The 21,526-nt window shown below is 40.5% G+C and carries 15 protein-coding genes; 6 read left to right on the plus strand and 9 right to left on the minus strand.

What is annotated here, in order from left to right:
* Nucleotides 1–25: 25 nt before the first annotated feature.
* On the plus strand, nt 26–511 hold the full coding sequence (locus J6836_RS07090) for a MarR family winged helix-turn-helix transcriptional regulator (RefSeq protein ID WP_219248005.1): 486 nt from the start codon (nt 26–28) through the stop codon (nt 509–511).
* Here the strand turns inward: J6836_RS07090 and J6836_RS07095 are convergent.
* The 5 genes from J6836_RS07095 to J6836_RS07115 all read right to left on the minus strand — a co-directional run bounded on the left by J6836_RS07095 (nt 508) and on the right by J6836_RS07115 (nt 11,200).
* A complete protein-coding gene (locus tag J6836_RS07095) occupies nt 508–2,562 on the minus strand; it encodes an SWIM zinc finger family protein (RefSeq protein WP_219248007.1) in 2,055 nt (684 codons plus the stop codon). The genes J6836_RS07090 and J6836_RS07095 overlap by 4 nt on opposite strands.
* Nucleotides 2,559–3,713 (minus strand): VWA domain-containing protein, encoded by a 1,155-nt coding sequence (locus tag J6836_RS07100; protein ID WP_219248009.1) that lies wholly within the window; start codon nt 3,711–3,713, stop codon nt 2,559–2,561. Before J6836_RS07100 ends, J6836_RS07095 begins: the two co-directional genes overlap by 4 nt.
* A 2-nt stretch (nt 3,714–3,715) precedes the next feature.
* Nucleotides 3,716–6,262 (minus strand): DUF5682 family protein, encoded by a 2,547-nt coding sequence (locus J6836_RS07105; RefSeq protein ID WP_219248012.1) that lies wholly within the window; start codon nt 6,260–6,262, stop codon nt 3,716–3,718.
* A 70-nt stretch (nt 6,263–6,332) separates the two neighbouring features.
* Nucleotides 6,333–7,442, minus strand: coding sequence for an ATP-binding protein (locus J6836_RS07110; protein ID WP_219248013.1), 1,110 nt, complete (start codon nt 7,440–7,442; stop codon nt 6,333–6,335).
* A gap of 23 nt (nt 7,443–7,465) precedes the next feature.
* Complete coding sequence (locus J6836_RS07115; protein WP_219248015.1) at nt 7,466–11,200, minus strand: DUF4132 domain-containing protein; 3,735 nt, start codon at nt 11,198–11,200, stop codon at nt 7,466–7,468.
* Between the two features lie 389 nt (nt 11,201–11,589).
* Between J6836_RS07115 and J6836_RS07120 the strand changes: the two genes are divergently transcribed.
* From J6836_RS07120 to J6836_RS07130, 3 genes are all read left to right on the plus strand, one after another.
* On the plus strand, nt 11,590–11,979 hold the full coding sequence (locus J6836_RS07120) for a RidA family protein (RefSeq protein ID WP_219248017.1): 390 nt from the start codon (nt 11,590–11,592) through the stop codon (nt 11,977–11,979).
* 27 nt (nt 11,980–12,006) lie between these two features.
* The gene (locus tag J6836_RS07125) at nt 12,007–12,975 is read left to right on the plus strand and encodes a threo-3-hydroxy-L-aspartate ammonia-lyase (protein WP_219248018.1); all 969 of its coding nucleotides are present in this window, start codon (nt 12,007–12,009) and stop codon (nt 12,973–12,975) included.
* 79 nt (nt 12,976–13,054) lie between these two features.
* Nucleotides 13,055–13,678: a helix-turn-helix transcriptional regulator gene (locus tag J6836_RS07130; RefSeq protein WP_219248020.1), complete on the plus strand. Its 624-nt coding sequence runs from the start codon at nt 13,055–13,057 to the stop codon at nt 13,676–13,678.
* A 20-nt stretch (nt 13,679–13,698) separates the two neighbouring features.
* Here the strand turns inward: J6836_RS07130 and J6836_RS07135 are convergent, their stop codons facing one another.
* Together J6836_RS07135 and J6836_RS07140 are read right to left on the minus strand one after the other, a co-directional pair.
* A complete protein-coding gene (locus J6836_RS07135) occupies nt 13,699–14,235 on the minus strand; it encodes a metallophosphoesterase (protein WP_219248022.1) in 537 nt (178 codons plus the stop codon).
* A 111-nt stretch (nt 14,236–14,346) separates the two neighbouring features.
* Nucleotides 14,347–15,285, minus strand: a complete 939-nt coding sequence (locus J6836_RS07140; RefSeq protein WP_219248024.1) for a LysR family transcriptional regulator — start codon at nt 15,283–15,285, stop codon at nt 14,347–14,349.
* A gap of 94 nt (nt 15,286–15,379) precedes the next feature.
* On the opposite strand from J6836_RS07140, the gene J6836_RS07145 reads away from it, so the two are divergent.
* Together J6836_RS07145 and J6836_RS07150 are read left to right on the plus strand one after the other, a co-directional pair.
* The gene (locus J6836_RS07145) at nt 15,380–16,567 is read left to right on the plus strand and encodes an MFS transporter (RefSeq protein WP_219248026.1); all 1,188 of its coding nucleotides are present in this window, start codon (nt 15,380–15,382) and stop codon (nt 16,565–16,567) included.
* A 137-nt stretch (nt 16,568–16,704) separates the two neighbouring features.
* A complete protein-coding gene (locus tag J6836_RS07150; protein ID WP_219248028.1) occupies nt 16,705–17,595 on the plus strand; it encodes an alpha/beta fold hydrolase in 891 nt (296 codons plus the stop codon).
* A 33-nt stretch (nt 17,596–17,628) separates the two neighbouring features.
* Here the strand turns inward: J6836_RS07150 and J6836_RS07155 are convergent, their stop codons facing one another.
* Nucleotides 17,629–18,513, minus strand: a complete 885-nt coding sequence (locus J6836_RS07155) for an ATP-binding protein (RefSeq protein ID WP_219249422.1) — start codon at nt 18,511–18,513, stop codon at nt 17,629–17,631.
* 211 nt (nt 18,514–18,724) lie between these two features.
* Nucleotides 18,725–21,523 carry a hypothetical protein gene (locus tag J6836_RS07160; protein WP_219248030.1) on the minus strand — a complete coding sequence of 933 codons (2,799 nt, stop codon included), beginning with the start codon at nt 21,521–21,523 and terminating at the stop codon, nt 18,725–18,727.
* Between the last annotated feature and the right edge of the window lie 3 nt (nt 21,524–21,526).

The following is a 21,526-nucleotide window of genomic DNA, read 5'->3' on the forward strand; positions in this document are numbered from 1 at the left end:
GATAAATAAAGCCCATTATTTACCTATGGATAGAATCGATAAAATCACTCAACAATGGGAGCGTGAGCGCCCAGATCTCGATATTAGCCCAATGGGGTTAATTGGTCGGTTAGGCAATATTGCCTATCATCTCACCCGTGAAATGGAAAAAGTCTTCGCTGAATTTGGCCTTAATCGGTCAAGTTTTGATGTGCTGGCGACTTTACGGCGCTCTGGTAAACCTTACACCCTGAGCCCGGGGGATATGCTTGCGACACTAATGGTAACGTCGGGAACTATGACAAACCGCATTGATCAACTGGAAAAAGCGGGGTTAGTCTCCCGCCACACCAACCCAGATGATGGTCGAGGTTTTTTAGTTTCACTGACTGATGAAGGGCTAACCTTAATTAATCAAGTCATTGAGGCTCATACAAAAAACCAAGCACGGTTAGTGGCAAAGTTGACGTTGGAAGAGCAACAGGCGCTCAACCAACTATTACGGACATTTCTCGCAACGTTTGAACCTTAAGTAAACTGAAACGGTAACGGCATTTGCAAACGCTCAAATTTATCGCATAAGTACACTAATCGTAATACGTTTTCGGGGGGGATCTCCCCTGAAGCTGTTAACAATTTGACCTGATTGGCTAACCATATTGTTCCCAAATCTTCCAGAACACGTATTACATCGCCAATTTCAGCGTGTTGAGATGACGAAAGTTTTTGCCTTCCCGTGCAAGCTTGGGTTTCCAGTACGGATAAAATTGGACGAACCAATTGGCTTGCGAGTGTTATTTCAGGTACAAATGTATTGCGCTTTTGTTGCTTTTTCTCCATGTATTCGATGATTTTATTGAAAAAACCTGAACGCTGTTTCTTACGGGGAATAGATTCAAAATCAAGGTAAAATAGCTCAATACCGAGTTCTTTCTTTAGCCACACGGTTTTGGGCACCAGTTGAATACCTTGTGTTGTTTGATTGACCAGAACACTCACTGCGGCGATAGGCCATTTTTCCTTGGTGATAAAGCGTAATTCTTCGATTTTATGATTTTCATTCCCTTCCCAGTTTAACCGCAAAAACGCTCTATTTTTTTCGCTATCGGATACCGCCCATAAAATGCACTGTTCTGCTTCGTCCCAATGCAACTGTTCGTAATCAGCAATATGCAAGATAACTGGTTGATAAACATTTTCGTTGGATAGGTTCGAAAGGAACTCGCAAGCCTCGTGCCAGTGAGTAAAGCCCAATTCCCCTTGAAGCGTTTGGTAATCCTCATTTGCTAACAGTTTTTGACTATCTTTTACGGCAAAACTGTCGCCACTGGCCGATAATTTACCTTCATCCGAAAGCCGTGGATCATGCAATTTAAACGGTGTTCGCATCAAATTATCGGCAGTTTGCTTCCAAATAGATAACGTTTGCCAAACGTTTTGCCGACCAAACATCGGGTCAAGTCGGTTTGCACGCCCTTGCGTACATTGAATAATTTTTTTCTCTTGGTTATCCCAAAAACTAAATGTTGCGCCAATTGCGCCACTTTGCGTTTGCCACCAATTCGCATCAATCGGTGTTAAATCAAGCACTGACGCTTGGCTGGTATATTGCCGACGTTGTAAACCTTTAAGCACTGCAAGCTGTGTTGCATCTGCTGTTGAAAGTTGCTGTAAATAGGCGGCAATTTCGGCGATTAGCCGCAAAACTTGCCCTTCATCCATGGTAAAGTGCTTATCAGCAAGTAATTTCACTTGTTGACTGAGCCTTTTCAAATAATTAGCTAACCGAGGTAAACCTTCTGCTTTCGCCGACATATTCAACAAGTGCAATTGCGTGGCGCTGCTTTGGCTAATGTGCGACAAACCTTGGCGCAACAAATCTTGGATAAATTGCCCAATTGTTGCGATAACGGTTTTATCATCATCAGTTAACGACAGAGCAGTATCAGGCACAGGGGCTAAATCATCAGGCCATTGCCAAACCACACCATTTTGCATCAACAGCTTAGCAATCACCGCAAGGTGAACGGCTTTTTTCTGTTTTTCAGGTACTGAGGAGATCATCCCTTGAAAACCACTGCCTTTCAGATAAATGATTGGCTCATCATATTCGGTTAATGTCACTCTTAATTGGTTGTATTGGTCATCAAAAGTCAGCTCACGCCCTTGCCACTCATCTAACAAGCGGATAGCTAAGCGGCAATCGGGTTTAGAAGAAAGTTTAATTAATAACATCGGTTCTAATGCGAGCAATTCAGGCAGTAGTGGCTCAGGTTCACTAAGCTCAGTTTCGCTGCCAATTTCCTGAGTGCTTTCATTCGCCACATTATTCTGAACCCAAAGTACAGCCGCTAAAATATGCTTACAACAACCTGATGCGCTGCAATTACACGTTGCTCTTTGCACGCCTTGCGCATCTAACTGTACCGTTTGCCCATCACTGTCAAATTGCCCCACCGCAAGATCTATAGGGTTAACTTTTTGATTTTCTATATCTTTACGTGCTCGGCGTAATAACCCTGCGTTGGCAAATACGGTTAATGCATCATCGTCATATTGGTAATAAATGGTTTGCCAACTCATTGCATCACCTCCGCCAGCCACTGTGCAAAATGCTCTGGTGTTAAGGCCGCGACATGCATGCCCCTATCTGCCAATTTTTGGGCAATTTCAGGGTCATAAACAGGTAATGCATCATCGTCTAACGCAGCTAAACCTAAAAGTTTCACTTGCTGACTGTTCAGGCGCTGTGTGCAGTTAAGCAGATGATTTAACGCACCGCCTTCCTCAAAGTCACTGATCAAGCTGATCACTGTTCTTTTAGGGTTGCGAATTAAGCTTTCGCAGTATTGCATCGCTTTGGCGATATCGGTTCCACCACCTAATTGCACCGTCATTAAAACCTCAACAGGGTCATGAGCTAAATGGCTTAAATCAACCACTTGTGTGTCAAAAACCACTAATGAAACCCGTACCGTTGGCAACGCTGCTAAAATACTGGCGCAGACCGCCGCATACATAATTGAACTTGCCATTGAGCCACTTTGGTCAACACACAAAATCACATCCCACGGTAGATGCTGCTGCTGGCGTGAGTTGAAATACGGCGTTTTAATGACTAGCCGTTGATGTTGTACATCATAGTTTTTTAAATTTGCGGCGATAGTCGCGCGCCAATCGAAATTACGACTATTGGGTATTAACGAACGACGAAAACGGTTTTTGCGCCCTGTTAATGCTTGGCGGAACTGATTACGCATTTGACTGAGAATATCATCCACCACTTTGCGAATAATATTTTTCACCGCATCACGCGTATCTTCGTTCATTTTCCCGCGCAAGCTCATTAACGTTTTTGCTAATGCTTTCGTGGGCTCCATAGCATTTAATGCATCGGGGTTTTTCAGCAAACTACTGATTTCATAACGTTCAAGTGCCTGTGATTGCATGCGCTCAAACGTACTGTTCGGGAATAATTTCCGAGCTTGGTTTAACCAATTGACCGCGGTAAGTTGCGAGGCATCTAACGAGCCATGACGGCCACTTTCTTGCCGTAAGCCACGTCGTTGGTATTCACGGCGATATAAAAAATCCAGTGAGCGTTCAATTTTTAGCTCTTGCGCACTGAAAGCGGCTTGCCCCAACGCGTTATCGGCATATTGGCCTAATACCAAGCGCCAACGTTTAGCAAGTTGTAGCTGCTCTGGCGTCAATGGCGTCTCTTTTTTACTCATAGTTATTTCGCCTCCGACGTGTGTGTGAACCAGCTTTGTAGCCCAAGCTCAGTAAGTTGGTTTTGTAGCCGTTGCTCTAATTGCAACGCCTGCAGCATTTGTTTCTCATTAAACTCAGTTTGGTGCAGTGTTAAATCTTGGGCTTCTATTGATAAGTTTTGCGCGACATGCTGTGCCATTTGCGCATTTTGCTTTGGCGTCAATTGGCTAAATGCAAAGCGCAAATCAGGCAATACTTGAATAAATCGGCGTTCATCCCATTCACTGAGCAAATCATTCAATAATTCGATTAAGAGTGGGATACGTAAAATTAACTCAGGTGCAGCTCGCATTACGCCAATAAAATAACCAATCGCAATTTCTGGGTCACTTCCTGCACTAAACGCCTTTTGGATCTCATTGACTAACGTATTTTCATCGGTTTTGGCACCTAAATAACGCAGCGCATCCACCGCCCCTTTTAATAAAGGAACATGGTTTAGTTTGCCTTCACAACGCGATAACTGGTGATAAAAGTCGTTCGAATAATCATGGGCTTTATTAATTTCTGGCATAAAGGTGATTAATTCACGGCATGATAGCAGCGCATTAAAATGCATTTCTTGTTGCTGTTCATCCCCCAGCGTGATTTGTTCAAAGCAATAAAAAACTTGTTGTAATAAGGTATCCAGACGGACTTCGATCGCAAAATTTTCTTCGATATCAAAGAATTGTCGACCACGCCATAGATGCACTAACTTATGGCCACAAGCAACTAACGATTCGAATTTAGCATCTTGTTGAATATAGTTGTCGAGTAATGAAAATAAAGCAGGAATGCGCTGGTGTAAGCCAATAAGCGCGGCCTGCATTAGCAATGTCACTGCACTTTGGCTTGAACGGCTGACACCTTGTTGCTCAAGGCTTTTTTCCATTTCAAATAAGCGGTTTAATGCAATTCCTTTAAGCTGGGTGCCTTTTTCAGATAACGCGATCAGTTCGCCTTCCACATTTGGCGTCCACGCATATTGCCACTCTTCAAATAGTACATCCATTTGGTTTCCTGACATAAAATTGGGGCCAGAAAGGTGTTTGGCAAAATGGATATCTAAAAAAGCTAATAAATGTAGGAAACGACTACGTAGGCGGTGTTGCTTATTGCGGTAAACATCTAACCGGCTGATTTTGCTTAATGTGTCATCAAGCTTAAAGCGAAACGCTTTCGCCATCTCATAGGTTTGTGCTACCAACGGCGGCGTTGTTGTCCCTTTGGGGATTTGGCCTAGGCGAAAACCTGAAAAACAGGTTTTAATTTCATGCCAAAGTTCATCTTGGCTCTCATCCAAGCTACCTTTGATAAATGCACTTTGTAGCCCATCTAATAAATCATAGCGTCCTGTCCCTGCATGCCCACGAAAGGCCGCTAAGCGAATGCTTTGTTCCGCAGCTAGTTTTACCGATAAAAAACCTGGTGCCGCATCAAATTGCTTTTCGCGCAAAATAGTCGCAACCTTTGCCAGATACGCAACGCCTAATTCATTTCGATATGCTTGAGTCGGCCGCATGAGGCCATTTTCATGGTCTTGGCGTTGCTGCAATAGCGTTTCCCATACCTTTTGGTAAAACGCAGGTGATGGCATACCTGAGGCATAGCCGTTTAATGCATCGAGCTTATCGTCACTGTAGCGGATCAGCCATGCGTTATCGTTTTCAGCCGTTTTTTGTAGTTTTATAAACTGTTTTTGCGCTGTCGCGGTTAATGCAAATTTTGCCGAAATGCATTCAGACAAGCCTTCAATTAACGCTAAGGTATGGAACCCACCTGTTACAACAACAATTTTGGCATTTGGTTGTTGTGCTTTAATGGTTTGGATGTGCGCCTGCATATGGGCTTCACGCTGTGTTGAGCCTTCAGATTCAAGGACTTTAGGCTCATAATCTAAACGTGCTAACCCGCACCAGATGAAACTGTCTTTAAAAAATGTTGACCAATCAATGAGCTGCTCAAGCGTGCGTAATTCAAATAGTTGCTCCCAAAGCTCATCATGGTCACGGCAACCACTCTTTTTTGCTAATTGCGCAATAAACAAGCTGTGCGCTAAATAACGCTCTTTTTGCAAGCTTTGGTTTTGCCCAACATCCGCCTCATCAATATTAACCTGCGCAGCCCATGGCAAATCAATAAACTGTAATTGGGCTTTATGCAATGAACCTTGCTTGAGTGCTTGCCATTCAGGGGAATATTCACAAAATGGAAAATAAGCCGATCGAGTGACGCTGTCACTTTCACCATTCAATGATTCAGCTTTAATTTCCGTTTGTGCCATAATCGCGACGGGAGGCTGTGTATCTTGATGCAGTAGCCCCGCAATTAACCCATTAAAACTATCAGGCCCTTCAATCAATACATAATCAGGATTAATTTGTTCGATTAACGAAAGCGTCCCGTAGGCGCAAGCTGGGCTGTGATGGCGAACAGGGGCAAAATAAATGTTTTCTGATTCAAGCTGTTGCCAGCTAACCAATGCTTTTTCAAGCCGTTCTGGTAAAGGTATGGAAGGCAAACTCACCGTGATATTCCCTGATTGATAAAAATGGGCGAAGCCGAAAGCCTCGCCATTGCACTACACACCATCGAGCCTATTGCCAGAACTGGCGAGAAGCGTCAAAAAACGCTTTCCACTCTGGGCTCTGTTTGGCTCTTTCTCGTGCGACATTATCAATGTAATAACGCATCCGCTTGATATCATCCGCATTATCTTTGAGTACAACGCCAATTAACTGGCGAGCAACCGCACCTGCACTCAATGTTCCGTCACCCAAATAATGCGCTTCTAATGCACACGCATAAGCGATATTCACCGCTTCTGCCGTCGACATCACTGCATCGGGGGTTTTGATATTGCCGCCGTCTTTGGTATTACCTGAACGTAACTCTTGGAATGTCGTCACTAATAATTCAATCACATTCGCAGGCACCGTTACCAAGCCATTCAGCTCACCTAATTCGTTAGTCAGCTGTTTATTGATTAGCTCGATTTCAAAGGCAGGGTCTTGGATCGGCCTAACTGTTTCAAAGTTAAAGCGGCGTTTTAATGCTGACGACATTTCATGAACGCCACGGTCACGTAAGTTGGCTGTGCCGATTAAGTTAAAACCTTGCTTGGCGCTGATCCTCGCATTGTCTTTCATTTCAGGGATCATCATCTGTTTTTCAGACATTAAGCTGACCAGCACATCCTGTATTTCTGGTGGGCAGCGGGTTATCTCTTCAAAACGCACAATTTTCCCTTCCATCATGCCTTGGTAAAGTGGCGAGCTCACTAATGCTTTTTCCGTTGGCCCTTCTGCCAATAACAACGCATAGTTCCATGAATATTTAATATGGTCCTCAGTTGTTCCCGCAGTTCCTTGAATGGTTAAGCCCGAGTCCCCACTAATTGCAGCGGCTAATAATTCAGATAGCATCGATTTGGCTGTCCCAGGTTCACCGACTAACATCAGACCCTGTTTACCTAACAGGGTCACTATTGCACGGTCAACTAAGGCATCATCACCAAAAAACTTCGGCGTAATACCCAATGCTTCATCACCTAAGATAAACTGGCGAACAGCGCGTGGTGAACGCAACCAGCCTTGTGGTTTTGGGTTATGGCTATCGGCTTGAGTGAGCTTTTCTAGTTCATCAGCAAAGCGAATTTCTGCGCTTTCGCGCAGAACATGCCCATTTTTTGTTTCTTTGTTACTCATTGAGTTGTCCTATTTACCCCTAATTACCAAGGCGTTTTCTTTTCCCACTCAGGGTCAAATCCCGCACACGCGTCAGCTACTTTTAAGTAGTCTGCATAGCTTTCAGCTAATAAAATTGGCGGGATATCTTTTAGCTCTATGTAATTGCGGTTCCACGAACTTTGCTGCCCGCTTTCGAAGCTTAAGGAGTACAAGACCGCAGGAATATTTTCTTCTGGCACATAGCTTCCGCTGAACTCAATGTAAACGTAGAAACCTAGGCTAGCATAGTGTTTGGAGTAATGCATAAAGCTACCGCCATCCTCAGCTTGGCCACGCTGATAACCCATTTTGGTAAGTACCCCACGTAACGTATAGGTATCTGTTAACCAACCTTTACGGTCTTCAATTTCAGTGAGTGCAAGGTCTAACTCAGGGATTTTATGCTCCATTTGCGAGAACAAAAATTTCACTTTGTAATCTTTAAAATGGGCTATCCAACCTTTTCTTTCTTCTTCAGAAACCAACGCAGCATGGGCCAATTTAATTGATGACCCTGCGCTTAGCTCGATTTCATCATCTTCAAGGTTCAGCAAACTGCCATCATCAGAAGGACGGAATACATTGATAACCTTATCATTATCAACTTCCATCCAGACCAGTCTTTCAATCAAACCACGCATAATTGGGTGAGCTTGAATATATTCTTGCCAGTCTTGAGTCGTCCACAAACGTTCTGCACACATCGCTTCGTATAAGCGTGCAGTTTGTAAGTCAATCACTTGCTTAAGTTCTTTCTTACTGGAACTCAATAATTTTTTCGATTCTTTAATCAGCTCTTCATTATCCGTTTTACGTGCTGCGGGTAATGCTTTGATTTCTTTACCTTCTGGGTTAAACAACACCAGTTTTTGCTGGGCGTCCAGCTTAGCAGTAAAGGTTCTGTCACCATACTCAAGGGCAAGTACCCCCGATTCATCCATGCCTGCCGTCGGAATTGTTCGGTCAGCAAGTTCATCGGCGCTCCAGCCATTACGCTCAGCAATTTGAGCCACTAAACCACGGGCCTTTTCTTGCACGGATGCGGTACGGTAACGGCGTGATAGCGAGAGCAACAACTGAATAATTAACGGGTCATTGCTAGTTGCAACTGCATCAATCATGGCTTCAATTTGCGCACGGCGCTGATAATGATCACGCATATAATTACGTAACGCAGTGACTGCAATGTGCCCTTCAATACCACAAATAAGCGCTAACATGCCTTTATCCGTAATCGCTGAACCTAAATAACGACGAAGCACTTCATTTTTAATATCATTGATGCACTGCTCAAGGGTGTAGTTTTCATATTGACTGTAATATTCTGGCCAACGTTTCACCCAATCTTGGTAGTTGGTTAAACGCTGTGGCGCATCACGTTCTGCTTCTGCCATCGCCATTTCGAGTGATGGGCCCGCAGTATCTTGGGCAATAAAGCTATTTAGAATAAAGCTGCCAAGCTTGCGCTGGCTATCCACAGACAACAAACTGATATAACGCTGTAATAAACCGTTCCCTGCGGGCATTTTTAATTTCACCGCTAAAATAACCCACCAGCGAATAATATCCCCATCCACGGGCTTATTATTTTGCCAAGTCAGTGCTGGTAATGTGTCTAAATTAAACCAAGACATACTCGCAGGGGCTTTACCTTTAAGCCCTTTTTGTGCTTCCGCTAATAAGACTTTTGGCGATAAATAACTGGAAATATCTTCGCCAAATTGCTCTAACGCCGTTAATAATGCAGCGCGCACAATTTCACGTTTTTCTTTTTTCAATAACGCATACAGTGGCTTTAAAGAATCTGGGTGTTTTAGACGCGCCAACCACTCAATGGCTGTAACACGAATTTCTTGTTTACCTGAATCTAACCCTTCTGCGGCATTAATATGAATATTAGGCAATGTTTCAAGTAATTGTTGTGCACTTAAGCGATCCGTTTTACTTTCACCCAATGCTAATTCCATAATACGTGGAATAAAACGAGCAGGAATGGTTGGTAACATCGCCAATACTTCGATACCACTTGAGGCATCATATTCTTGGTAATAACGCTGTTTTGCTTGTTGCGGAATTAACCCTAATGCCTCTGCAATAAAATCAGGATATTGCGTAAAGAATGGCCATACTTGCTCAGGCTGATTAAACAGTTTTAAACCGTCATTGTATGAACGCAAGCAGAAATCGGCGATTAAGCGGTTCGCTTGTTGGTAATGGCAATGGGTTAAAACTTGTTCTAATTGGCGTAATTCAATTTGGCCAATAATACGCGGTGGCACTTCACGGGTCAGGTAATAATGGGAGAAATGATCCATTCCTGTACGGTTATGGCTTATCAGACGTAATGCATGAAATAGCGTAAATTCAGGGAGGTTATTAATACACTCTTTGAATTTCACCACGCTGTATTCGTGGTCGGTGATAACCTCTTTACCTGAATTCAGTTTATCAATAATTTTTGCACAGGTTTTCGCATCCAGCTTTTGGAACTCTTTATAATGGCGCTGTGCCCAATTGTATGTATGCTTCTGCTTTTTATTCTCTTCAATTTCATTTTTTGCATTTTCTTTGGCTTTTTGCAGCATTTCATTGAAATTACTGATTAAAATATCTTTTGCACTTTCAGGTAAAGGCGTATCTTCCAACTCAACAAGCGCTGGCAGTGCAGTTTCTTCAATTTCACTCGCCGTATCCATCACCGAAAAACGTGAAATGGCACTTTCGATACTTTTTAGTACCGTTTTGTTAGTTTCCGTTTGTAAAGCAGCCTCGAGAACTTCCCTATCTTTACCAATCCGCGCAAATAAATCCGCAGCTTGCGTACGCTGTTTTGGCGTTCCTTCAGTCAATACTTTGGTCAAATAGGTTTTGACTGATTCATCAGGCAGAATAGATAAAATGGGTTCTGCTGCACTGCGTACCGTTTTTAATGAGCTGGTTGCAAAGGTTACTAAGCAATCCGCAAACGTCGAATAGAGTGCTTCATCTTTTTTCAGGGAATTAATTAGCTGCACTTGCCCAGCGGCAGACAAATTACCAATCAATATCTGCTTAATAAAATCTTGCTGCGCAATTAAATACTCTTTAAACCCAGGGAGAACAAATAAGCGATTTAAGTTCTCATAGTGGTAATCAGACAAATGCTGTCTATCAAAAATAACATATAAAACTGAATTAGCTGGCTTATCGGTTTCTTTACCAATAATCTCAGCTAGCAATTCCATATTCCAATGCTTACGATGTTCTAATTTTTCATCACGAGAATTATCGAAAGTTTTGGAAAATACATCGCCAACTAAATAACTGACCCACGACGGTAACTCTGAGGTCAGCACTTTAATATTAATATCTTGGCATGCAGCTGCTAAAACTTTGCCAAAACGCGCAACTTGCTCTGCGCTCACTCCATCACCGACTTTGGAATAAAGTTTATGGCGTGCATTAATCCCTTGGCGGATCACTTTATTATATTGGCCCGTATTAAAATTATTACCGCCCCACCACCAATCCACAGTGCCCGGTTTATCTAATAAAATAACCGCTTTTTCGGTGTCTAATTGGCTTAACTTGACCAATACTTCTGGCGATGTTCCTTCCAGTACATATTCAACCACCATTTTGGGCAATGAATCATCCAAGACGGATAACGGTAAAACAGCTTCTTGAACATACTGTTCAGCCACTTTACTGCTTTTTTTCCCAAAAATAGAAAGTATATCAAACGTAAACTTCGCCATGTCACATCCCTAAAAGTTTTTATATAACAAATTCTTACCATTTTATTTTTATCGTCACAATTCGATTATTCTTAATCATTTTTATTTAAGATAACTCCCTTTAATTATGTATAACTTTTAATTTCATTCATTCCAATTTTTACAATTTCTTTCACTGAAAAATTCGCTTTTATTAAATAAATACGTGGGAAATTACAAAGAAAAAATATTAGTGTTCAACATCACAGCTAACAATCCACAAAACCTTAACTGCAAATTGTTCTGCATTTTTTCTCATATTCCCCCCAATATATTGATGTTTTTTTCTTCAAAAACAGATTGACTATACATATAGTATAATATTAGACTAAAAATCTAATAAATGCGTTTTTGTAAAATTAGAGGTTGCTATGAGCCAATCAATTCAATATATCAATGCCCCTACACTGATCCCGCCACGAGGCCACTATTCTCATTGTGTTAACGCTAATGGATTTGTGTTTATTTCGGGTCAATTACCCGTCAATGCTTCAGGGCAAGCAATCACTGACGCCCCCTTTAACGTTCAGGCTGAATTAGTATTAAAAAACCTTGATGCTTGCTTGTCAGCCGCCAATCTGACAAAAGCAAACTTAGTTCAAGTGCGTGTTTATATAGCAGATATGAATGATTGGCAGGAATTTAATCAAATTTATGCAGCATGGATAGGCGATTTTCGCCCTGCTCGCGCTGTTGCAGGTGTTTCAGAGCTTCATTTTAATGCCGCGCTCGAAATTGAAGCAACTGCGGTTTTAGGCTAATTTAAAAAATTCAAAAGAGGTATAAACATGACAGGTTTAACTTTACCCACTTATCAAGATGTTGAAGCAGCAGCTAAGCGCATTGCGGGTTTTGCACACAAAACCCCAGTACTCACCTCAACAACGGCCAACAAAGAATTCGGTGGTGAGCTATTTTTCAAATGTGAAAACTTCCAACGTATGGGCGCATTTAAATTTCGCGGTGCTTTCAATGCCCTGTCCCAATTTACACCAGAGCAAAAAAAAGCGGGAGTCATCGCCTTTTCTTCGGGCAACCACGCTCAAGGGGTTGCACTTGCAGCGCAACTACTGAATATTCCTGCAACCATTTTAATGCCAAATGATGCCCCAGCTGTCAAAGTTGCAGCAACACAGGGTTATGGAGCGACTGTTGTCCGTTTTGATAGATATACACAAGACCGGGAAGCGTTATGCAAGCAACTCGCAGAACAACAGGGGTTAACCCTTATTCCACCTTATGACCACCCTCATATCATTACAGGGCAAGGTACCTCTGCCATGGAACTGTTCCAAGAGGTGGGTGAATTGGATGCCTTATTTGTTTGCTTAGGCGGTGGTGGCTTGACCTCTGGCTGTGCACTTGCAGCTCGCCAGCTCTCCCCTAACTGTAAAGTCTACGGTGTTGAGCCATTGGCAGGTAATGATGCTCAGCAATCTTTCCGCCAAGGTAAAATTGTCCATATCGATACCCCTAAAACTATCGCTGATGGTGCGCAGACGCAACATTTGGGGCAATACACATTTGAAATCATTAAAAATAATGTTGATGATATTTTCACTGTTACCGATGAGCAGCTCATTGACAGAATGAAATTTTACGCAGAGCGCATGAAGATGGTTGTTGAACCAACAGGTTGCCTCTCTTTCGCGGCAGCACTCGCGCAAAAAGCACAGTTTCAGGGAAAACGCGTCGGTATAATCGTCAGTGGTGGTAATGTTGACATTAATCGGTTTGCTGAATTAGTTTCACAGTAACTCTCCGTCCTTTATCTATTAGCGAGGTAAAAAATAGGTTAAAATTAATAGATTAACGCTTTTAGATAAGGGGGGGTTTATGTCCGACACCAATGAAAACACATTACTGGCGCAAATCGACACAATAGCGAAAGGGCTCAGCGAAACTTTTGCGCCATTTTGTGAAGTTGTTGTTCATGACTTAAAAAACCCTGAGCATTCAATTTTATCGATTCATAATAATTTGTCTGGTCGCCAAGTGGGTGAGCCGACAACTGAGTTGGGCTTAGCGCGTATTGAATCTGCTGATTTTCCAAGTATTGTTGCTAACTATACCAATCAATTTTCTGATGGTCGCCCAGTAAAAAGCACATCTATTGGGATCAAAAATGACAGTGGTGAATATGTTGCTGCCTTGTGCCTAAATTTAGATATGACTTTATTTCGGGGCATGCAAAGTGTGTTGTCGCAATTTACCGAGGTTGGAAATAGCCCAATTAAAGAGCATATTGAGCCCAACGGGTCTGAAGCTATTCGCCATAGAATCGATCAATATGCCGCGACACTCGCTGCAACTCCGCGGACACTAAAAGCAGATGAGAGAAAAAACCTCATTGAAATTTTACGTAGCGAAGGCTTACTTGACGTAAAAAAATCAATGGAAACTGTTGCACAACACCTCGGTGTATCACGTGCTTCTGTGTATCTGTATGCCAAAAAATAAAGTTATTTATTGTTCGTAAGTTAACTATTTGCGCGTTTTAAAATGGTTTTAATACTAATTGGGAAAAAATCATTCACATCAACGCCAACATTAATCGCACGAGGCCCTAAAATATCTAGACGCTTACGTTGCTCTGGGTCTTTACCTGAATTATGTACATGGCCATATAAGTGTATCGCATCACGAAAAAAACCTTGCCATTCTAAAATAGGATAATGAAATAAAACAATTTTTTGCTTTTGGTAATCCAATTCATAATAGCTTCTTACCCATTCAAACAGTGATGCATCAAACTCAGGATCATCTAAAAACTTGTCATGGTTACCACGAATAAGGTATTTTTTGCCTGATAACCTGCGCAAAATTTTATTCGCATCTGAGCCATTACCTTTATATAAAAAATCCCCCAAGATGTAGATTTCATCATGGTCTGTCACATAAGCATTCCAATTATGGATAAGTGTATCATTCATATGGCTGGTACTTTTAAACGGGCGATCACAGAGGTTGATAATGTTAGAATGGCAAAAATGGGTATCTGAAATAAAGTAAATCATATAAAACCTAAAAATCTCTTGTTAAAAAATATATTTAAGCAACGAATTGCTTGATAGCTATCATATCCCAATGATTTTTAATTGCTTTACGGAATAGGCTGAAAAATCACCTTATTGGCTCTTATTTTCATCCCAAATAGCACACCCTTGCCAATGTTCATCAAAAAGCTGTAAGAATTGGCGCACTTTCGGTGGCAAATAACGTTTTGTTGGGTATAACGCACAGATTGGTGCCTCTAGCTTCGAAAACTCAGTTAAAATGGGGATCAAATTTTCTTGTGCGATGTGCTCCCCCACCAAGAATGCACCCAACTGGCAAATACCATGCCCCTGTAATACCGCATTTAAAATAGCTTCAGTATCATTCAGCACAAGCCGCCCTTTTGGCATATAATTTTGTACCGCTGAGCCCGATTTAAATTGCCAAGGCACATTCAAACCGCGGTGGCGAAAAATCAATGTATTGTGTTGCTCCAGCGCTTGCAACGTTGTTGGGTAACCAAATTTCTGAAGATATTGTCGTGAAGCGCAAGTAATGAAACGGTGTGGTGCGAGCACTTTGCGAACCAAGCGATTATCATCATTACCGCCGATACGAATAGCAATATCAAAACCGTCTTTGACGATATCGCAGTAATCATCAGAAAAATCAACGTCGACCTCAACCTCTGGCCAACGTGCTAAATAATCATGCACAAGAGGCATAATGAAGCGTTTACCAAAAACCACAGGAACCGTAATTCTTAATAAACCTCTCGGCTGTTGCTGCCCTTGGCTGAGAATGTTTTCGACATTTTCAATTTCTTGTAAGATTTTTAGTGCAGATCCATAAACAAGCTGCCCATCATCACTTAAATGAATACTTCTCGTTGTTCTATTAAATAAACGCGTCTGTAAACGACTTTCTAAGCGAGCAATACATTTGCCAACCGCAGAGCGCGATAACGCGAGCCGTTCTGCCGATTGTGTAAAGCTACAGGTTTCCACAACATCAACAAATACTTTTAAATCAAGCAAGTTATCTATTGATGATGACGTTTTATTAACCACGTTCAATCCCCAATGTTAATCCAAATAGGTTGTTTATCTTATATATCGTCCCCTATAAGCTTTTTCAACTCATTATTTTATCGGTAGGAACACCATGTCACTTAATTCTGTTGAAAATGCATCATCGGTTCATCCACTTCGCTCATGGATGGCCGTTATTTCCCTTGCCCTAGCAACCTTTATTGTTGTCACTACGGAAATGCTCCCTGTCGGCTTGCTGACACCAATTTCAGAACAGTTCTCTGTTTCCGTAGGGTTAAGCGGTTTATTAATGGCTTTACCCGCGATCGTCGCTGCGCTCAGCTCCCCTTTCATTATTTTGTTTGCTAAGCAGATAGACCGAAAGTTTCTGCTCATCTTTGGCGCTAGCTTACTGATGGTGTGTAATTTTGTAGCCGCTGCTACACCCTATTTTTGGTTACTATTTGCCAGTCGAGTACTTGTTGGAGTCTGTATTGGTATTATTTGGGTTATTGCTGGTGGGATTGCCCCTCGTTTAGTGAACAAACAGCATATTAGTTTTGCCACGTCACTGATTTTTGGTGGTGTCGCGGCCGCATCCGTTATGGGGGTCCCACTCGGCGTTTTTATGGGTGGTATATGGAACTGGCGTAGCGCATTTATCTTTATGGGGGTTTTATCATTTATTTTAATTTTATTAATGGCTATTTATTTACCTAAACTCCCCACAAATTCAGCAGCAGTAAAAGCAGCCTTTACGCAACAACTAAAACGCCCGATTATCACCGCTAACCTGCTAATCACGCTGTTATTAGTCTCTGGTCACTTTATGGTGTTCACCTATATTCGCCCATTATTAATTGCACATTTTAATTTAGACAGTAATCAAATCAGTTTTGCCCTGCTTATTTATGGCATTGCAGGGATTCTAGGTAATTTTATCTTTGGAATGGCCTCTAGCCGAAATATCAAACTTTCCATTTTTTGGATAATTAGCTTAATTATCATTAGTCTAGTCTTATTCGCATATTTGCCATTAAACATTTTTGGGGGCTATTTTGTCATCACACTTTGGGGCGTGGCGTACGGCGGAGTATCTGTTTCATTAATGAATTGGATGATCGGATATAGCATTTCACAAATTGAGATAACAAGCGCCTTATATATCGCATTCTTCAATGGCGGAATAGCGTTAGGATCAGCCTTGGGCAGCCTTATTGTTTTTGCCTATTCACTCAATATGAGTTTACTTATTGCCTTGGTTTTGCTGACTTTTTCACTTATCGTGCTGGTATTTAGCCGATTTATACCGGCTAGATAATAAACTGTGTTATTTTCTGTAGAATAATAGCTATGTCGCTAAAATTTTTTCTTGGCAACCTTTACGCATTTTTGGGGCTCGTATTTGCTACACTGTGGCGGCATAAATAGCACAACACTCAATTCAATGGAAAAAAAATGACAACCAAGCAACCTATTTCACTTTTTTATGATTCATTTGGTACTCCAGAGAACCCTGCCGTTGTATTAGTCCCCGGCCTGGGCGGTCACAACATTAGTTGGACAACCGATTTTTGCCAACAAATCGCCGATGAGGGTTTTTATATCATTCGGATTGATAACCGTGATGCAGGTCTATCTCCTCATATGGATCATTTTCCGCCAATTAACCTAGGGGAATTGATTCAAAAAATGCAAACAGGCCAACCATTCGATATTGCATATACCTTATTCGATATGGTAGATGACATTGTGCGTTTATTAGAGAGCTTATCAATTGATAAGACACATATTATTGGCCGTTCAATGGGCGGAATGATTGCCCAATTATTTGCTGCGAAATACCCTGAACACACATTAACACTGTGCCCAATTATGTCTTCAACAGGAAACCCAAATTTACCGCAAAGTGCCCCTGATGTAATGCAAATGTTGATGAGTTCAGGTGCAAATCCCAATGAAGATTTCGAGGGTTATTTGGCTGGGCAACTTGCGTTTTATCGCCGTATTAGCTCAAGTTGTTGCCCATTTGATGAAGCCTATTACCGCGATTATGTACAGCAAGCGCTTTCGCGAAATTATTCACCAGAAGGCACCAAACGCCAAATTGTAGCGGTTGCGGTGACTGGGGATATGCGACCATATCTGAGTCAAATTAATGTTCCAACATTGGTTATTCATGGCTCAATTGACCCGTTATTCCCTGTTGAAGCGGGCCAAGATATTGCAAATAGTATCTCAAACGCAAAAATAGCCATTATCGAAGGAATGGGACATGAAACGCCCCCTGCCATTAACCCGCAGGTTGCAAAATTAGTGATTGAAAATTTAAATTCAGTCAGTAACTAACTGAAAAAGGTGCTCTTGATAGCACCTTTTTTTCTATAACCACCCTTGTTTTTTATGCTGTGAGCATATTGGGCAGGTTTGCACGTTCTCTTTCCAAGAAAAAAACGGTAAATGGCAGGTGTGGCATTTTGCATCATAGTAGTGAAATACTGTCGGTTCACTATGTTTGGCTGTGTGCGCATGAACTTGAATTGATTCTGGAAAACACACTACTTGGCAACTCATGCACCCCGTACAACGCTTTTCATCTAAAACAAACTGATTATCACCAATTTGTATCGCATTTTCATCACATACTTTCGCGCATGCTCCACACAAAATACAGCTTTCGCTATCGAGTGCAATCCGAAACCAACTGTCTTCTGGGTAGAATTGTTTCCGAGCATTAAGCCCTGTTTTTACCTGCCCTTTATCCAGTGGTTTTTGATCTAACTTTTGGCGAAATAGCATCATGCGGCGCCCACTATCAACCGCAGGAGGTTGTTCGATCCGCAGCTGCCAGACAGGCTCTTGCAGTGTTTTTAATTTGAGGTTAAGTGCCGCTAAGGTGGGTAGCCATTTATCAACCAATGGCTCCGCAATTTGAATACCTCGAATTTGATATTGTTTATGCCAAACAATAAGTTCTTCCGTCGTTGCAACAGGTTCATCATGGTGAACCACTAAGTAATTCTGTTGATAGGTGCGTTCGTGAGGCGATATATTTTCAATTGCATCAACAGGGCAAGAAAAAAGACAGTTGCCACATTGGAAACAAAGTTCATTATCAATTTTGGCGTCCATGTGACTAAAGGAGATAGCATTTACTGGGCAACTGTCCGCACAGTTATCACAAATACTGTTTTTAAGACGCTTTCTCACACAACTGCTATTAATTATGGGTTCAGGAGGAAGCTCTAGACTCATAAAACGTTTCATCACTTAGCCCTCCTTACATGGCAAACAATGATCGTAAAAATGCATGCACTAAATTCATGGGAAATTTTAGCATTAAATAGACAGTAAGTTTACTGCAACTTGCTGTCTATAAAGATGATTTAAACCAAACAATATCTTCAAAAACCGTAAAATGTTTATTGCGGATATTCACGGTTAGTACAATAGTTCATGTAGATTCTAAGTTTGCAAATTACCCCATATGATTTAGGTAGCCTTTAACCAATTTTACGGGCTCCCATTTCACTGAAATACCATCATGATTGTTGTTAGCAACATTTTGCATTTCATCTTGCATACGTAACGACGCTAATGTGTTCACTAAATACGCTAATTTTTGTGAAACATTATCTGTATGTTCTTCAATATCCCATCGTTGATGAACTATTGTAGGGGCCTGTGTATTCGGGTATTGAAATATTTTAACTGTTCTTCCGTTTTCTGATTCATAAATATAGCGAGTGGCGTTACTGATATGGTCAGGTGATTCTCTGGTCACATTACGTTTAAAATTCACCAAATAAATCGTATTCTCCCCACCTAAACTATAGAGTGAATTCCAGCCTGGCAGATCACCATTAATAACAAATAAATTTTTACCGCTTTCATCGGTTATTAAACCGCTAACCCCATTTGCGATAAACACGTCATCACCATCACCACCAGATAAATTGGTTTCACCCTGTGCTGCATATAAAACATTATTGGCTAAACTCCCATTAGGTATGGATATCCCCCCTTTTTTAGCTTCTGCTTTAAATACTCGTCCATGTCCACTTGAGTCCCAGACTTTTTGTTCTGCCCCTCTGGTATGAATAACGTGATGGCGTGGGTTAGATTGTGGTGAAATACGTATTGATGTTTCAGTTAAAGAAAGCTTTTCTGGTAAACTGTGAGTAAATTTAGATTTAAACTCATCAAAAGGATGATATGGCGTTAACGGACTCATTTGTTTTACATAACTTTTTTGCTCTGCAAGATAACGAACTAGATGGCTCATATTTTCATTAACATAATTTGGCATATGGTTTGGAAGTTGTTCATGATGATATATTTTAATGGAGCTCATTATTTCTTCTTTAGGAACTTTTATTTTAACAATACGCTTATTCGAATTAGATGTATAAATATGATACAACCCATTTTTCATTATTCTAATTTCATAGTTCTGTTGAAAGTCAATTAAATAAATATTACTGACACCTTGGCTGTCACAAATTATGGTTTCCCCAACATTTTTACGCCCATCAATAATATAATAATCATCGCCTTCCATTCCATCCAATATATCATCACCTAAATCTGAAAGTAACAAGTCACTTTTAGCACCTCCGTATAAAATATCATTACCATCACCACCATATAGGGTATTTTCGCCATTTTCGACGACAATCTTATCATTACCATTTCCGCCATTAATAATATTACCCAGCCCGCTTTCATCGAATATAACATCATTACCCGCGAGAGAATCCACTACCCTAGATGAAAACTTATAACGAGGCTGAAAGTGAATGTAGTCGGAGCCATCAGTGGGAATTATATCTTTGCTAGTTTCTATGATTACACTATCACCATCAAGGCCTAATTTAAATAATTTATTTCTTTCATCAATTATTTTTATTTGGTCAAAATTTATCGAATTATAATTGATAAATTCAATTTCTAAGCTTCTATCACCAAACTTATTTTCCAAGTAAATAACTTTATTGTCTATTTTAAGGTCGTAACCACTTAGTGTGGTAAATTTTATCGATATGCTATCATTTTTTTCGTAAACTCCCTGTACTTCAGAGTAGTCGAAAACTAATTTACCGGGATGAAACTCATCTGTTATAACTTGATAAACATCAGCACCTTTGCTAACTATGACTTTATTATTCAAATTGGACAAAATGATCTTTTCATTTTTATTACTACCATGATAGATCAGCCCAGAACTGTTTTCTATAAAACCCATGCTCGCCCAATTATCTATCAAGTAGCTATCATTATCTATAGCAATAACATTCTCATTAGTATTGACATTAACTATGGCTTTACGTTTTTTATTTGATAAATCAAGCTTCCGTTGATAATTAACAGTATAAATTCCATGATCTAATATCATTAGCTCACTATCATTTATATCATTAAGTTGACTAGTCAACACAAAGCCATCACGTGTAATCAATTGATAATCATGAAATTTAATTCTATTTTTAATTTTTTCTTCATAGGCATTTTTAAGCGTTAGATTAAATTGAATCTCCTGTTTTTCTTGTTCATCATCTATTTTTATAGTCACTACTATATCATTATTAACAACAGAAATATTTTTAATTTCCTTTAATGAATAGCCTAAATAAACCGTACTCTTACCTTTTTTATTCTCAATTATTGTCGCGGAAAGAAAAATATCGGGTTCATCTTCATTTGAAATAGTTTTATTTACTGATTGGCCATAGCGCCTTAAGAAGTATGTATCATCCCCTTCATCTCCATTTACAATACCTGATTCAAAATATATTCTATCATAGCCAGCACCTCCACTCACAAAACACTCACCACTTCTTACATCAAGAATATTATTCTCCCCATTGCCGTATAATGAAAAGATAGAATTATATTGTCCATTTAATGTTACGTTATTTACATTTTTCAAATAGAGTTCATCTACCCCTCCTTCATTAGTATAAATGCTCCCATTGTTTATTTTAAGATCGATTTCAATCTGACTATACTCAGGGATGTCATTAATAATTATGCCATTCTCTCCTTTACCACCATCAAAGTATATTTTATTTTTTGAATTATTAGATTTCTCATTATTAAAATACACACTGACAATATCGTCCTTATCTCCTCCTGCAAAAAATTTCACTCCACCATGAAAAATAAAGGCATTCTTTGCGTTCTCCTTTCCTATTATGATATCTTTTCCCCGGCCAAGATTTAGACTTATATTTTTTCTTCTTTCTATAGATTCAAAGCTATATCCAATATTATGCATTCC

Source organism: Providencia sp. R33 (assembly GCF_019343475.1).
Taxonomy (GTDB): Bacteria; Pseudomonadota; Gammaproteobacteria; order Enterobacterales; family Enterobacteriaceae; genus Providencia.

Excerpts from the sequence above, each read along its gene's own strand:
- J6836_RS07090 (WP_219248005.1), top strand. The coding sequence starts at position 26 with ATGGATAGAATCGATAAAATCACTCAACAATGGGAGCGTGAGCGCCCA.
- J6836_RS07095 (WP_219248007.1), bottom strand. The coding sequence starts at position 2,562 with ATGAGTTGGCAAACCATTTATTACCAATATGACGATGATGCATTAACC.
- J6836_RS07100 (WP_219248009.1), bottom strand. The coding sequence starts at position 3,713 with ATGAGTAAAAAAGAGACGCCATTGACGCCAGAGCAGCTACAACTTGCT.
- J6836_RS07110 (WP_219248013.1), bottom strand. The coding sequence starts at position 7,442 with ATGAGTAACAAAGAAACAAAAAATGGGCATGTTCTGCGCGAAAGCGCA.
- J6836_RS07115 (WP_219248015.1), bottom strand. The coding sequence starts at position 11,200 with ATGGCGAAGTTTACGTTTGATATACTTTCTATTTTTGGGAAAAAAAGC.
- J6836_RS07120 (WP_219248017.1), top strand. The coding sequence starts at position 11,590 with ATGAGCCAATCAATTCAATATATCAATGCCCCTACACTGATCCCGCCA.
- J6836_RS07125 (WP_219248018.1), top strand. The coding sequence starts at position 12,007 with ATGACAGGTTTAACTTTACCCACTTATCAAGATGTTGAAGCAGCAGCT.
- J6836_RS07130 (WP_219248020.1), top strand. The coding sequence starts at position 13,055 with ATGTCCGACACCAATGAAAACACATTACTGGCGCAAATCGACACAATA.
- J6836_RS07135 (WP_219248022.1), bottom strand. The coding sequence starts at position 14,235 with ATGATTTACTTTATTTCAGATACCCATTTTTGCCATTCTAACATTATC.
- J6836_RS07145 (WP_219248026.1), top strand. The coding sequence starts at position 15,380 with ATGTCACTTAATTCTGTTGAAAATGCATCATCGGTTCATCCACTTCGC.
- J6836_RS07150 (WP_219248028.1), top strand. The coding sequence starts at position 16,705 with ATGACAACCAAGCAACCTATTTCACTTTTTTATGATTCATTTGGTACT.
- J6836_RS07155 (WP_219249422.1), bottom strand. The coding sequence starts at position 18,513 with ATGAAACGTTTTATGAGTCTAGAGCTTCCTCCTGAACCCATAATTAAT.
- J6836_RS07160 (WP_219248030.1), bottom strand. The coding sequence starts at position 21,523 with ATGCATAATATTGGATATAGCTTTGAATCTATAGAAAGAAGAAAAAAT.